Origin of the sequence: Campylobacter concisus, assembly GCF_902460665.1 — a bacterium.
Classification (GTDB): domain Bacteria; phylum Campylobacterota; class Campylobacteria; order Campylobacterales; family Campylobacteraceae; genus Campylobacter_A; species Campylobacter_A concisus_AL.
Genome location: NZ_CABPUR010000009.1, coordinates 1 through 13,453 on the forward strand (window position 1 = coordinate 1; position 13,453 = coordinate 13,453).

Here is a 13,453-nt window from a genome sequence, read left to right on the forward strand (position 1 = left end):
CCCTCTTTACTTTGGTCTATATCAATAAATTCTTTTACATTATCAGTCCAGGGTCTAAACATATACTTTGAGTAGTCAAATTTTTCTTCGGTAGCGTTTTTGTCTTGCTTACCTTCTTTGTTTATATTTTCTGTTGTATTTTCTTTTTGGATAGTGGTTTCTTGTATCGGTGTGTTGCTAAGTCCGTTTATGCTAGTTATCATTTCAGCTCCTTTGAAAATATATGGGAGCCTACAAATTTAAACTTGTAGGCTACTTAAATTTTACCAACCACCTAGGTCAGATTCCATTTGCCTTTTAAAATTATCTCTTAGCTGTCTTACAACTGCATTGTTGTTTAGGACAAAACTACTAGAAATCTTATGAAATTCTCTAGTTTTCTCATTATAAGCCGCAGCGCTGTAAGTAAATAAAGGATATCTACCATAACGACTAGATTTTATCTCTCTTTTGACAGTGTATGCAAGATAATAGCCAGGCATATCATAAGCGCCTAATCCCTGTCTATATTGTGATTTTATGTAGTCACCGTCTTTGCCATTTTCTATGATAGCATATGCCCCAGATTCATTATATGAAAATTGCCAAGGTCCTTTAAATTCCAAGCCCCCTTTAACCTCATTCATATCGGTGGCATCTAATTTTTAACATTACTAGATATGTCACTCAAAGCACCAGCTGTAACCTTTGCTAGAAAATCCTCAGCATTAGCACCTGCAACTAAAATTCCGCCAAGTATGGCTACTTTAAGAACTTTAAACATAACTTCCTCCTGTAAAAAGTTTTATAAGAATTATAGCACTAATTTAGTTTTAATTGATATCAATTATTATCTTTTAAAACCCACCTATGAAAATCTTACTTTTCAATACAACTTTTAACAAATGCCTATTTTGCAACATCTCTACATATACAAAACGATCATCTTAAGCTTTCTATTGCTTAAAGTAGAAAAATCACTTAAGAAATCGGCAAAAATTTGTTTTTAAATAGAGAAAACTTAAAAAAGATAACTAATTTATACTACTACGCCTTTATATCAACATCTCTTTTTATACCAAGCATATCTACCAGGTATTTTCCAGCTGGGTTTTCATTTAGCTCTTTTACTAAATTTAAAGGTGGCATGCTAAATTTCAAAAAGCTATCCATAAAGTCTTTGCTCTTTTTACCATCTTTGTCTATCTCACCAAAGAGTAGCTTTAGCATTTTTAGATTATGCTCCATCATCTTTTTAAATGAGAGTTCGTCTTCTTCATCTGAATACTTACCGACAAACCCAGTCGTTAGATCTACATAGACAAGGTCTCTTTTATACTTAACATACTCTTGCATATATTCAGGCATACCAGCTAGATCAGAGTCGCTTGCTTTGTTGAAATTTGCTCCAAATTTCATCTCGCCCATAAGCTCGAACAGTTCAAATGCTCTATTAAATTCTTTGCTATCTATGCTCTTGTCATAGCCTTCTCTTTTGCCTCTTGCGGTTGTCTCCCCCTCTCTTACATCAAGGTTGTTGTTTATGACGGCTGCTATGAGGCCGCCTTTGGTTATTGAGCCGTCTTTATTAGTGTATTTCTCTCCATGCGGATCCATAAATATACCAATGACCGTGTTTTCTTTGCCACCATTGTTGTTGTTAAAGATATCTGTTGTTGGCTTTAGTGGCTGCCTGCCATCTCCGCCATCAAAGCTTGGGTTGAAAAAAAGCGTGCTTATCATCTGCTTATTTGACTCTTTGCCGTTAAAATCAGCCGCAGCCGAGCCAAATTCATGAATGGAGTTATGGATCTTGGTTACTTGCATACTTTGGCGGTTATAAGAAAAGCCTTGAGGGAAATTTCTTATCTCATCTAAGCTAAAGCTATCTTTTGAGTTTAGCGTGTCTTCGCCAACTACTTGGGAGAGGATTTTGTAGGCATTATTTACGGTTTTTAGTATATCGATGCTATCAAAAGCCCTTTGCATATAGTCAGGCTGCGTCTCTATCCTTACTAACGACTCCAGCGTGCTTGAGTGAATTTTATATCCGCTTGGTATGCCAGCTTGTTTATTAAACTCATCTGTAAAGTAGCCATCTTTATCTATCTTGTAGCCTAAAACTAGAGAGCTAGTTTGGTTGGTGGCTGTGCTAAGACTTGCCGCTTGCCTAGAATTTATGCTTGCTTTATAGCTTTGTGTATATGTGTTGTTGTTAAGTCCATTTAACATTTTCAAATCCTTCTTAAAAATAAAACCCTAGCTCAAGCCAGGGTTGTAATCTCAATTAAAAGCCAAGGCTCATAGTTAGTTGATTTCTAACAGCTTTTGAATTTATTAGTTCGTTTGCTATATACGGTTTGTTTGTTATGGTTTTTAGTCTCATAAGTTGGCCATTTACATTTTTAAAGGCTGCAACAGAGTAAGAATATTGTGGGATGCTACCAAAGCCATAAGGCTTATTTATTTTTGTTGCCACAACACCTAAGTATTCACCATTGCTATAATTAACTTGATTCATAACTTCTTGAAAATTACTTTTAGCATAGTATCCACCAGAACAACCATCTGGCATGTTAAGCCCACAAGATACCTTTTTTTCTTTTTCATATCTAGAAAAATCAACAAGTGCCACTGCTTGAGCAATATTTTGTGAAGTTTTTGGTAACGCTTGTATATTTATGCTATACCCACCATTAACTTGCTCTAGATCCAAGCTATTTAGTGTTTTCACACCAACTGAATTATTATCTGCGGCTCCATTTGTAGCTTTAGAAAGCAAATCATTTGCAAAGGCACCACTTAACATTAAAGCACTAGCTAGTGCAACTTTAAATAGCTTTTCCATTTAAACTCCTTGTTAAAAAATTGTTTTATTTTAGCATATTTATTGCTTTTTTACTTTTAAAATCTTCCATTTTTTCTCTGATGATCGATCTTAGATATTGGGTTCTATTTGTTCTGGTTATATGTCCCATTTCGTCTAAAAAATCCAGCTCTTCACTAGACAAAAACATTGTCGTTCTTTTGTCGGCAGGATTGGCACTTTTTGGTCTGCCGCCAGTTTTTTTAGTTTCTTGCTTTTCGTCTTGTTCTTGAAAGCTTGCCGTGCTTAGTTCGTTTAGCTCTATCTCTGTAAGATCTAAATTTAATTTTGCCATTATTTATTATCCTTTATGTAATTAACGACTTTTTGATACATATCTATAAATGACTGATATTGTCTTTTTGAGAGATTGCTTTCATTGTATAGCTCTAAAAAACTTAGTCCAGTTGTCATAGCATTTTCAAATATTTTAGAGCTTTTTAAAATAAGAAATTTTGTGCAAGCTATGTTAGCAGCTTTTATCATTGCTACTGTTTCTTCTAGCTCTTTTTGAGAAGAGACATCTGTTATAAGACCTAGTGTTTTGCAGCCAAGAGGTTTGATCTGCGATATGGTGCTTGCTGCTCTTTTAATGGAATTTGGATTAGAAGTAATGGGAACAATAACAATACTACAATGTTTTAGTATCTCTAGCACTCCAGCCGAGGCAAATCCTCCAAAGTCATACATAGTATTTGGTTCAAAAATGCACTTATCTAATATTTTGCCATCTTTGTAAAACTGTGGCACCACAGAGTCATCATTGCTTTGCCATTTTAGTCCAAGATCTTTTGCCAAACTAAAACTAAGCGGCGTCTTTCCAACCCCACCCTTTAGTTGTAAAACTGCTAAATTCATATTAATCCTTTTTATCATATAGTATGTTAATAATATATTATATGATAATTATGTTAATATAATATAAAACATATATACAATATTATATTACATATATTGTATAAATACAACTAAACTTTCGTCCTCTCATCAAATTCTTTTAAAACGTCCATTATTTTATTTGCTAGCCCCTCAAGCGTGTGATCTTTTTTAAGCTCTAAATTTCTAAGCTTTAAAATCCTAGCTAGTATATCTTTTAGATCTTTCTTGCCAGATAGTATCTCATCATAATAAGCCTTTGGTATGCCTATCTCGCTTCTATCTTGCTTTGTAAGTATGAGTTTGTCTCTATATACATTGCGAGCCTCATCAGTTATTCTTGTTGTGCCACCTTGCAGTGCAAGACCTTGCTCGTTTTTTAAAAATGCCACAAAGATTTGCTCCTTAGTATAGCCTTGTTCATTGTCATATACAGACATATCAGGCTTGAAGTCATATCCAGCACTACTAACCCACATATAAGGGATAGTATGCTCAGTTGTCATCACTTCTGGAGAGAAGTCAAGGAAATTTCCATTAACCCTTATGTTTATATCTTTTAGATCATTCATTAGCTTACGTGCGTCGTCTGCGTCTTGTGCTGTTCTAAATACATGAGTTACCTTCTCATTGCTTCTATCGGTTAGCCCATCTATCTCGTCACTAGTCATCCTACCCATTAGATATTCGGAATAATCTATTTTTTTATCTTTTGAAAAGTAGCCCTTTGGCATCTTTGCTAGATCTTCATTTGAGTAAAATTCTTTACCCTTGCTAATAACTCCAGCTGAAATTTGATCAAAAATTTTATAGTATTGCTTTATAGTGTCTGCTAGATCGATATTTGCAAAGCTATCCTCTCCAAATAGCACATTATCTTTTTTTGTATTCATTGAAAAATTTGTAAAGTTTGGGTGCTTTTGATTGTGTAGCACTATCGCATCAAGCGTGCTTTTGTGGATTTTAAAGTCCTGCGGTAAGCCTGCAGCTTTGTTAAAATCAGCTCCCATAAATCCTTTAGCATCTACACTATATCCATAACCCTCTTGTGAAGTAAATTTAGCCTGATAAAGAGAGTCGATACTACTAGATGAAACAAAGTCATTTTTAGGAGTAGTGGCTTGGCTGATCGAATTTATATTTGGAGTGTTAGGTAAGAAATTTGCAAAGCCTTCGCTTTTTGTCTGTTTTTGGTAGTGCTGTTTTGTTAAGATGGAGTTATAAGAGACTTTCATAGCTTACTCCTTGAAATTTAGCTTCAAAGAGTAAGCAAAAGTTGTGCCTATTTTTTACAACCCCATTTTTTTCATATCATCTAATATTTTACTGGCTCCAACGCCTGCATAAGCTCCTGCTGGTCGGTTGTCACTTCTGTATAGTTGTAAATAATATTGTTTTCTTCCATTTGTTCCAATCCTTACTTTAGCTACAACAAAATCACCATTTGTTACACTTAGCCTTGGATCGCTAGAGCCTTCAGATACTTTATATGCAACTGACGGCATAGCGCCTCTATGATCAAATTGAGGTTCTCTTTTAAAGTAATAGCCTCCTAGCACCTGATTCATTTCGCCATCACTTAGAATTTTAACGCCAGTAGCATTATCTGCGACAACTCCATTTGTGACTTTTGATAAAAGATTATCATTTGCACTCAATCCAGCAACTACTACAGCACTTAGTAGCGCAACTTTAAAGATCTTTAGCATATTGTCTCCTTTATAAAAGATTTCTAAAATGATATCACTTTTTTACTATATTAATGATAATTTAACTCAATATTATTTATAAGAATTTTTTATTATTTTTTAATCAAAAAGTGTAGGTTCTGTATCTTTTATAGTCTCTGCATTTTTAACAGCTATTTCAAGGTCTTTAATTGTATTAAACCAAAAGAAATTTATATCTGTTCCTGTTTTTGAAAAAAGAACCCTAATTTTTCCTTCATCGGAGCTTGTAGATAGAATTCTCCTTATATTGCTATCAATCATCACATATTTATCGTTAAAGCTAACTAGCTTTCTATCAAAAATCTCGATCTCTCTTAGTCCAGCATTAGTTAAATAGCTTTCATCTCCACCAAGCTGTTTTAGGTTGTCTAGTTCCTCAGAGGTGATAAATTTTATACTAAACGATAAGACTTTTTTTCCTTTTTTGCGTTCAGGATATATGCCTAGTATTTTAATGTCGGTCAGTTCATTTATTTCCTTTTTGGCCAACTCTAAAATATCAAACTGTAAATTTCCCCAACGCCTTTTGTTTTTTGGGACTTCTAGCCAATCGCAAAACTCTTCTAATTCAAATTCTTTTTGCCTTGTTATATTTCTCAGATCTTTTAGAATTTGATATATCCTTATTGAATATTTAGAAGTCATATTGATAATATTTTTAATTTGGTATTTTGTAAAACTTTCAACTATTTTTAATAAATATGGGCGCATATAGTCATTAAATTTAAATTTGATTTCTCCTGTATCCTTGTCGTATTTAAAAACTTGATAAATAGGGTATGCTTCCCAGACCTTTTCGGTTTCTATCTCATAGACCTGCTTCAAAAGTGTTCTACAAACCGATTTTACAGTTCTAAAATCTAAATTAGTATCTTCACAAAAATCTTGCCTATCAAGTGTAATTTCTTTAAATTCATCGTCATTTTTGGCATCGATCGTAGTAATAGTGGCCAAAAAAACCTTCATTTCAGAGAGATTAAGCTTACTTCTACCCTTTGTTATTTTATCACTATGAACGATTATATTGCGATTTTTCATAACGCTCTTTTTTGTGGTTTAAGAATAAAATTATACTATTAGTGTCTTTAATTATACTTTATAATAATATATAGGATAATTCTCTTGCAAAGAAAGGATAATTGCTTACAAAGAGCGGATAATTCTCTTGCAAAGAAAGGATAATTGCTTACAAAGAGCGGATAATTCTCTTGCAAAGAAAGGATAATTGCTTACAAAGAGCGGATAATTATTGCATTCTAAGCCCCTATTTTAGGGTATAAATTTAGCCTACAAATTCTTCAAATTTATTTTTATATCAAATTCAAAAGCTGTCTTAAGAAAAACTAAAAACCCATTTGAATATGGCGAGATCTCTCCTTTGATCTTTTTAGCTCTACCATCCTTTGCCTTTCAGGTTTTTTTAGCTCTCGTTCAATTTCATATCCACAAGTGGTAATAGCTGCTGCAGTTTGCTTTTCCAGGCCTTCTCTAAATTTTCCGCCATATTGGTTGTTAATTCGTTGTATGCTTCCTGAAACAACTTCTCCATATCCTCCAAGCTTTTGTTTAGTGTCTCTTTGATTGTCAATAACTCTGTTTCTAATAAGATATAATTGTTTTGCAAAGCCTTGTAATCGTTCTCTAATTTGTGATATTCCGCTATTAAATATTCGTTCTTGCCATTCTCTAAGAGCTGATTTAATTCGATTTTGGTATTCCCTATCTCGCTCTGCTCTTTGTCTAAGTTGTCTAGTTCGTTCTTGTGTGTTAATAATATATTCTCTAGCTCTTGTTTGTATTTCTCTGCTAAGTCGCTGTAATATAGAGACGTTCTCGCTTTGCGCAAATTCTCGTAAGCTCCTTGCAGCTCTATATTTTCGTTCTGCTTGTTCTTTATCACGTCCTGTAATTTCAGAATTTCGTCTTGCAATCTCTCTATCTCGTTCAATAATTCGGTCTCTAACGCCGTCATTTATAGACCTCCATAATTCAGTTGTAAATATTGAGTTCCGTCCTTCATCTGTGATAGTGTTTGTGGTGGCAACACTAGATACCTCTCTGCTTTGCCAGTTGTTTTGTTGGCTTGTTCTGTTCGATAATTCACTGGAATTTGCCACTCGTTTAGCACTTTGTTCTCTTCTCTTAATCTCTCGTTCTCTGATTGATAATATTGTATTTCTGTCCGATTGAGCCAGAAACACGCTAAAAATCCTAGGCATAGAGATATCATTGCGATTGATAACACCAAGCCATTGAATATTTTTTCCGTTAAGCTTGGAGTAACTTGCTGTATTATCTCGCTTCTTATGTTCGCTATTTGCGATATTGTCGGAGATAGTCTGTTCTTTATATCGTTTTTGATTTCGTTTATCTCGTGTCGATATGAATTTTTCAAGTCTTGCTCTATTTGCGATACACTCTGCTTGTGTATCTCTATTAGCGTATTGTTGAATTCGTCTTGATTGGCTTTCGCCGAGCTCGCTAAGTCCTTTAAGGTCTGTGAATTCTGCACTGTAGATGCCTCCTTTTAGTCTAAATGGTTTTTTTTGATTTGGTATTTTGATACTTATGCCACTTTTTGGCTGCCTTGTAACTTCGTAGCCACTAGAGCTTAAAAGCTCTATTAGATGCGTGCGATTTATTATTAATCCTTGTGATACAAGATCTTTTAATTGATTGTCTAATTCTATAATTGTGTTGTGCTGCTCTATCGTAGCTTTGTGACGGTTCTGGTTATACTGATTTTTTGGATCGTCTGGGCTGATGAAATTATATTCATCGTTGATAGTTCTTTTCCATAAGTTAATATTTGTGCGATCACGCTTATCATAGTATGGGTTGAAACTTTTACCACTCACTAGATCAATTTTAGGGATTAGAAAATTTAGCTCTAGTCGTCCATCTTTATCGCTATGCTCTACCCAAAGAATATTTACTCGATCTTTCATATAATCACCGAGTAGATGTCGTTCAAAGTCTTTTATAATCTCTTGCTTTGTTTCATCGCTTATGTCACTGGCTTTTTCTGCAAACGACAACACTCCAAAGGTTGTTTTTTGCTTGTAGTGAATTTGACTTATAATAGCTCTAGTCTGTGCTTCATTACCTTTTAAGACTCGTGCTGTGCCTTGTTCTTGTCGTTCATTGAGCAAATAATTTACGCTGCCAAGTCCGCCGCCGTCTCTAGTTGGTAAAAATTTAACTATCATCGCTCAATATCTCATATAGTTCATTTAGGCGCTCCAGTGATTGATTTATTAATGAGAGTGCTACTCGGTCAAGGCTGTTATTTTGATTTAAACTCCTTGCTATCTGATTTAGGTTACTTCCTTGTCTCGATAACTCCAGGATTAGTTCTTTAGTAATTGGCGTCTTTGTAAGTGGTCTTGAAAGCATCGAATTTATAGCAAATTTTGAAAAAGTAACCCCACCTAATTTATTAAGCTTGTCTTGAATTTTTTCATTTTCACTAGGTGTCAATCTTAAAATTTTGGTTATTGTTTTATTCTCTTTCATCATTCCATGCCATTAGAATAAGAAATGCTACTAAGCCACTCCAAAACAGACCTAAAAATCCAAAAAAGATTGTAAATTTATAGTGATATTTCGCAAAAATAAATCCATACAAAAATAATCCTAATCCAAAAAATATAGCAAGATTAAAATACTGAAATCTACTCATTTTTACTACTCCTAAGCAGCTCTTTACAAAGGGGGTTAAGGGGGATTTTCCCCCTTACGAGCACCCTTGTATATACAAAACCGTCAGGATTTTGTATATACAAGGGGTATGCTCGCCCAGCATTTTATTATGAAGCATTATAGCATAACTAGAATAGATTGCAAATAATATTTAGACTATGGTATAATCTCACACAAAAAGGAAAATTTTTGGAAAAGATAAAATTAAAGATTGAGTTATTATCCAAAAAGATTGATATAGTAAAAAGCAAACTTTTAGTATTTTCTGCTGGGATAGCTGGATGTTGGGCTTTTATATCTTCTCATTATAATAATGTTGATTTTTTGGTTATAATTTCACTGATTTTGATTTTTGTGTTCGGATTTGGAGTTGGGATGAATTTATTAAAATTTAGTGACCTGACGCAAAAGATTGATGAACTAGATAAGGAATTAAATAATGAATGATATTAGTTTAGTAGTGCCATTGGTATTGCTTGTAAGCTTCGTAGTTGCTTATTTTTGGCATAAGAGTGGCAAAAAGACACCAGATTTTTTTTAAATTTTAAAGCATTTGATGGATAAAGACATAAATAAAATTGTTAAAAAGTCGATATTAACTTACAAAAATCCAAATTATTAAAGGAATTAAAATGAGAAGTCTTTTTAAAACCACACTATTAAGTGTTTTATTGCTTACCAGCTCAAACGCAAAAGATCTATTAGACTTAGCTACAAATGGAGCTATTAGTCAAGGTGACGTAAAAACCCTAAACAATAATGAAATGAAAAATATTAAAGGCGGATATGTAACTCAATTTTCTATTTTAACCAATACTCAAACCGTCAAAGAAATCGCTGTTATTGCCTTACCAGATCCTCACACAGAGATTGGCATGGGATTTGATGCAAATGGGAATATAGCTTATGTGAGTGATTATGGTCTATGTGGTTTAGGTGTTACAAATTGTTATTACAATGAAACAACAAAAACCCATTTGCAACAAAATAAAAATAGATTTGAAGAATATGCAAAAGCTTTGATGGGTACATATGCGCCTTGGCTTCACGGTGTAGGATATACAGTAAAAAGAGAAATAAAAGTGTCAGATAGAGGAACTAGATATGCTTTATTCACATACGGCATAGGCGCTTATAATCGTGCTACACATGAGTTTCATAAAATAAATAGTAGCTTTGCCTTAGAAAACAATACTATAATTAAAGAACTTAGAGATAATTTTAAAAATGATATGGAATATGCTTTAGAAAGTACAATGAAAATATAAAAAGTATAATTTTAAGAGACCTAACCTATGATTGATAGCATAAATGGATTTAACTTAACTCCTATTATTGACGTGCGAGAAGAAAAGGGCTATTATAAAGAAATTTATGGTCCAAACGATGAACTTAAAAATGCTATCGCAGACGACAAAACTCGGCAAAAGATGGTAGAAAAATTCCAGTCTTTTAAAGAAGAAATAATAGCAGACGATTCAGAACAAGAGAAATTTAGAAAAACATATTACAACTCACTCTATGATTTTTTTTCTGGCCAGGCTCTAAGCACAAAAGATGGTGACAATTTTAAAATAGGCGCTTTTGGGCTCGTCAATAGTGGCTTTAATGCAGATGGTAAGGTTACGATTTGGGGCAAATATTTGGGATATGACACAAGTATGAATGCTGACGAGATAGCCGAACTTCGTGATTTTATAGACAGTAAAGCGGCTAAAATAGTTGGTTTTGAGAATGTAAAATCATTAGATCATCTAACTATATCACTTCTTGATAGCGCAGACTTGAGTATTGATGAATTTAAACAAAAATACGAAAAAGTGCAAGACGAGATTGTGAGGAATTTTGAAGATTTAGGCAAAGGTAAAAATGGCTCAGTAGAAGAAAAATCATTTAAGCCAATACAAGCTGAGAGTAAAAACACTAAAACCTATGATATAAACGAGGACGATAAATTTTTGTTTTTACTTAAGCTTCAAGAACTTGAGAGAGAACGTGGTATCGATGTGCTTCGTTTAATGCAAAAGCTTGAAGCAAATGGTGAAAAAGTTTTTGATAAAAAAGTTTAAATTAACGTTTATATTTAGTCATAATACAAAAATAAATTTCTATAAGGATCAAAATTGAAACGATCATTACTTCTAGCTTCACTACTCACTACTCTTGCATTAGCATCAGATCCTATCACGATAGATAGCCTTTATAAACAATAGGTTGGATTAAGAAGTGTTACAAATTTGTCTTTGCTTAGCAGCGGCAATCCTAACGTATACACAAGCACTCCAAATCTTGTAATAAATGGTGATCCAGTTGTTTGGGATGACACAAAGCAGCTAACTCTTACCCAGACGCTTATGTATGCTCTTACTTCAAAATTAGATGTTTTAACGTCTTTTAGTGGAAGTTACAAGAGAAGCGAGTATATGGATTATTTTACCCTCGAGCCAAAAAGTGAAAGCAAAACTCAGTTTGACTCTGTATGGCTAGGGGTAAATTATAGAGGAGATAGAATTGGCGAGCTAGTGCCTATGCTTACTCTTCAGACAGCACTTTATCAAAGAGAGAGTGCGCTTAGACAGAGTAAAAATTTTAGCTTTAAGTCTTATTCAATAAAAGGCAGCCTAAAAGGATATTCTGATCCAGTAATTTACAGCATATATACTGGATTTGGCTACAACGCAGATAGAAAATTCGACTTTGCGAAGCTAAACTATGGCAATACTGTGTTCTTTGGTGGAGATTTGTCTATTGTTTTAAGCCCAAAGATCACACTTGATCTTGGCATCGAGCAGAGATTTCAAACAGCAAATAAAATAAATGATAGAAAAACTACAAATCTTAGATCTATCCCAACGTATAGTGTAGGATCTACTTATAGTTTTAGTAATGACACTTCTATTTCTATATCTGCTAGTATGGGTGGCTCTAGTGCAGCACCTGATAGCATATTTGGTATTAGCATTTGGCAAAAATTCTAAAACTACTTTTTTGTGCAGCGGTGGCATCTTTGCCACTTTATGCTGGTTTTGCTGTTAGATCATACGAGGAGCTAAGAAATCAAGATGTAATTAGGCAAAACTATGAAGAGTCTTGTGGTGCAGCATCATTAGCAACACTCATTAATACGCTTGATTTTAAAATTCTAACAGAAAAAGACGTCCTAGAGCAAATGGATAAAGGCGATAAAAAACTAAATACCGATATGGTGAGTTTTTTGCAGTTAAAGCAAGCTGCTGCTAAGCTATCCTATGACTCTGAGGGCTATCAGCTTGATCGTGCTACTTTTGAAAAGATAAACTTGCCAGTCCTGGTAAAGATAGAGGATGATCCCCGTTTTCCTCATTTTGTGGTTGTGATAAATCATCAAGGCGATTTTATAACCATCCTTGATCCAAGCTACGGCAAATATATAAGCTCAAAGGATCAGTTTTATAATATATGGGATAAACATAAGCAAGGAGGCTATGTCTTAATCCTTGGTCCAAAGAACGATATACATAGAGAATATAAGCTCGACTTGCCTATAGATAATAAAGCACTATTTGATAAACTCTAGTCAAACCATCTTATTTAAAATTTGCTTCTTATCTATCTTTTGCATAAGCTCCAAGACATCTATGCCTCTTTTTTCTTTAAATTTTAAAAGTTCTCTTGCATAGAGAAATTTTTGATCCTTGTTTATATCATAGGTCTCATACTTCTTTTTAACCTGCATAGGTTTAAATTTCTTCTCACTTTGTTCTTTGGCAAAATTTGCATTGTATTCTTGCTCTTCTTTGTGTAGTTTGGCCAGAAATTCTTTATGTTCTTTTGTAGTTTTTTCTACGTCTTCTTTATAAAGCTTTTTAAACTCTTCTATACTTAGATCAGCTCTAACAAACAAAGCAGCACCATCATTACTCATCATAGTGCCTTCTGGAAATGATTTTACAAAAGCTTCTAGTTCTGCCTCCTCTTCTGCTGTGCCAAGACCAATCATAAAGCCATTTATTGTTGGCTTGCCATCAACAGAGTTTGTAAGTAGCCAATCCATATAGCTTTGTAACTCTCCAATTCTAAATTCTTCCATAGTTTCTGGAGGATATTTTGATGCTAAAGCTCTTCTTTCTTTCATGGGGTAATCAGATAGCATATTATCTATTCGATTTATAGTATCTGTTATCCAGCCCTCTTTACTTTGGTCTATATCAATAAATTCTTTTACATTATCAGTCCAGGGTCTAAACATATACTTTGAGTAGTCAAATTTTTCTTCGGTAGCGTTTTTGTCTTGCTTACCTTCTTTGTTTATATTTTCTGT

17 protein-coding genes and 2 pseudogenes are annotated in these 13,453 nt (G+C 33.8%); 5 read left to right on the forward strand and 14 right to left on the reverse strand.

The window, feature by feature from the left end:
- The 13 genes and pseudogenes from F3G66_RS09250 to F3G66_RS09305 form a co-directional block, all read right to left on the reverse strand.
- A pseudogene (locus F3G66_RS09250) lies at positions 1 to 203 on the reverse strand (cell surface protein); the annotation flags it as partial.
- Positions 204 to 263: 60 nt separating this feature from the next.
- A complete protein-coding gene (locus F3G66_RS09255) occupies positions 264 to 626 on the reverse strand; it encodes a hypothetical protein (RefSeq protein WP_188115859.1) in 363 nt (120 codons plus the stop codon).
- 11 nt (positions 627 to 637) lie between these two features.
- Positions 638 to 763: a hypothetical protein gene (locus F3G66_RS09740; RefSeq protein WP_262483394.1), complete on the reverse strand. Its 126-nt coding sequence runs from the start codon at positions 761 to 763 to the stop codon at positions 638 to 640.
- 263 nt (positions 764 to 1,026) lie between these two features.
- Positions 1,027 to 2,211 (reverse strand): Cj0814 family flagellar-dependent secreted protein, encoded by a 1,185-nt coding sequence (locus F3G66_RS09260; RefSeq protein WP_009295436.1) that lies wholly within the window; start codon positions 2,209 to 2,211, stop codon positions 1,027 to 1,029.
- A gap of 55 nt (positions 2,212 to 2,266) precedes the next feature.
- Entirely contained in the window at positions 2,267 to 2,827 is a 561-nt protein-coding gene (locus F3G66_RS09265; protein ID WP_009295435.1) for a hypothetical protein, read from the reverse strand.
- 25 nt (positions 2,828 to 2,852) lie between these two features.
- Positions 2,853 to 3,140 (reverse strand): hypothetical protein, encoded by a 288-nt coding sequence (locus F3G66_RS09270; RefSeq protein WP_012000895.1) that lies wholly within the window; start codon positions 3,138 to 3,140, stop codon positions 2,853 to 2,855.
- Positions 3,140 to 3,703: a P-loop NTPase family protein gene (locus tag F3G66_RS09275; protein WP_087579356.1), complete on the reverse strand. Its 564-nt coding sequence runs from the start codon at positions 3,701 to 3,703 to the stop codon at positions 3,140 to 3,142. The genes F3G66_RS09270 and F3G66_RS09275 overlap by 1 nt, the downstream gene beginning before the upstream one ends.
- Before the next feature lie 110 nt (positions 3,704 to 3,813).
- The gene (locus F3G66_RS09280) at positions 3,814 to 4,956 is read right to left on the reverse strand and encodes a Cj0814 family flagellar-dependent secreted protein (protein WP_149707888.1); all 1,143 of its coding nucleotides are present in this window, start codon (positions 4,954 to 4,956) and stop codon (positions 3,814 to 3,816) included.
- A 54-nt stretch (positions 4,957 to 5,010) separates the two neighbouring features.
- Positions 5,011 to 5,430, reverse strand: coding sequence for a hypothetical protein (locus F3G66_RS09285; RefSeq protein WP_103580826.1), 420 nt, complete (start codon positions 5,428 to 5,430; stop codon positions 5,011 to 5,013).
- 99 nt (positions 5,431 to 5,529) lie between these two features.
- Entirely contained in the window at positions 5,530 to 6,489 is a 960-nt protein-coding gene (locus F3G66_RS09290; protein WP_009295430.1) for a replication initiation protein, read from the reverse strand.
- Positions 6,490 to 6,794: 305 nt separating this feature from the next.
- Positions 6,795 to 8,660 carry a relaxase family protein gene (locus F3G66_RS09295; RefSeq protein WP_009295429.1) on the reverse strand — a complete coding sequence of 622 codons (1,866 nt, stop codon included), beginning with the start codon at positions 8,658 to 8,660 and terminating at the stop codon, positions 6,795 to 6,797.
- Positions 8,650 to 8,970 carry a plasmid mobilization protein gene (locus F3G66_RS09300; protein WP_188115860.1) on the reverse strand — a complete coding sequence of 107 codons (321 nt, stop codon included), beginning with the start codon at positions 8,968 to 8,970 and terminating at the stop codon, positions 8,650 to 8,652. The genes F3G66_RS09295 and F3G66_RS09300 overlap by 11 nt, the downstream gene beginning before the upstream one ends.
- On the reverse strand, positions 8,954 to 9,133 hold the full coding sequence (locus F3G66_RS09305; protein ID WP_149707889.1) for a hypothetical protein: 180 nt from the start codon (positions 9,131 to 9,133) through the stop codon (positions 8,954 to 8,956). The genes F3G66_RS09300 and F3G66_RS09305 overlap by 17 nt, the downstream gene beginning before the upstream one ends.
- Positions 9,134 to 9,342: 209 nt before the next feature.
- On the opposite strand from F3G66_RS09305, the gene F3G66_RS09310 reads away from it, so the two are divergent.
- From F3G66_RS09310 to F3G66_RS09330, 5 genes and pseudogenes are all read left to right on the forward strand, one after another.
- Positions 9,343 to 9,600, forward strand: coding sequence for a hypothetical protein (locus F3G66_RS09310; RefSeq protein WP_012000893.1), 258 nt, complete (start codon positions 9,343 to 9,345; stop codon positions 9,598 to 9,600).
- A 185-nt stretch (positions 9,601 to 9,785) separates the two neighbouring features.
- Positions 9,786 to 10,421, forward strand: a complete 636-nt coding sequence (locus tag F3G66_RS09315) for a hypothetical protein (protein ID WP_012000885.1) — start codon at positions 9,786 to 9,788, stop codon at positions 10,419 to 10,421.
- Positions 10,422 to 10,448: 27 nt separating this feature from the next.
- Positions 10,449 to 11,222, forward strand: coding sequence for a hypothetical protein (locus tag F3G66_RS09320; protein WP_012000883.1), 774 nt, complete (start codon positions 10,449 to 10,451; stop codon positions 11,220 to 11,222).
- 54 nt (positions 11,223 to 11,276) lie between these two features.
- A pseudogene (locus F3G66_RS09325) lies at positions 11,277 to 12,131 on the forward strand (hypothetical protein).
- Positions 12,116 to 12,709, forward strand: a complete 594-nt coding sequence (locus F3G66_RS09330; protein ID WP_012000896.1) for a C39 family peptidase — start codon at positions 12,116 to 12,118, stop codon at positions 12,707 to 12,709. The pseudogene F3G66_RS09325 and the gene F3G66_RS09330 overlap by 16 nt, the downstream one beginning before the upstream one ends.
- On the opposite strand, the gene F3G66_RS09335 is transcribed toward F3G66_RS09330, so the two are convergent.
- Positions 12,710 to 13,453: cell surface protein (locus tag F3G66_RS09335; protein WP_223154268.1), on the reverse strand; the 744-nt coding region annotated here is incomplete at its 5' end.